Origin of the sequence: Nocardia jiangxiensis NBRC 101359, from assembly GCF_000308615.1 — a bacterium.
Taxonomy (GTDB): Bacteria; Actinomycetota; Actinomycetes; order Mycobacteriales; family Mycobacteriaceae; genus Nocardia; species Nocardia jiangxiensis.
The window spans coordinates 1-550 of sequence record NZ_BAGB01000107.1; the positions used below are offsets into that span (position 1 = coordinate 1).

Below are 550 nucleotides of genomic sequence, written 5' to 3' on the forward strand. Positions count from 1 at the left end.
GACGATGTCTCGTGTGGCGTCGCGATGAGTTTTGCCCTCCGGTGCCGTCTGATCTGTCATGGGCACACTCATCTATGGCTTCAACGTGTCGGTGGACGGGTACATCGCCGACGCGCACGGCAACATCGACTGGTCCGATCCGAGCGAAGAGCTCCTCCAGTACTGGAACGACTTCGAGCGGGAGACCGCCGTGTCGTTCTACGGGCGGCGGCTCTACGAACTGATGTCCGCGTACTGGCCGACCGCTGACAAGGCTCCGGACGCCACCTCTCTGATCGTCGACTTCGCCCGCATCTGGCGCGATATGCCCAAAGTCGTGTTCTCACGCACCCTGGAGTCGGTGGACTGGAACTCCCGCCTGGAACGCGGCGACCCGGTCGAGGTGGTGAGGAAGCTGAAAGCCGAAACCGACGGCAGGCTGGAGGTGGCCGGCGCGACGCTGGCCGCACCGATCGTGCAGGCCGGACTGGTGGACGAGTACCGCATCGTGCTCACGCCCACCGCCGTGGGCGGCGGCACCCCGTTCTTCCCGACACTGCCGTCATGGATA

The 550-nt window shown here is 64.9% G+C and carries 1 protein-coding gene; it reads left to right on the forward strand.

Annotated elements, in window-relative coordinates; translation table 11 throughout:
• Positions 1–58 precede the first annotated feature (58 nt).
• Positions 59–550 (forward strand): dihydrofolate reductase family protein (locus tag ON40_RS34425; protein WP_040829429.1); only part of this gene is annotated, 492 nt, incomplete at its 3' end.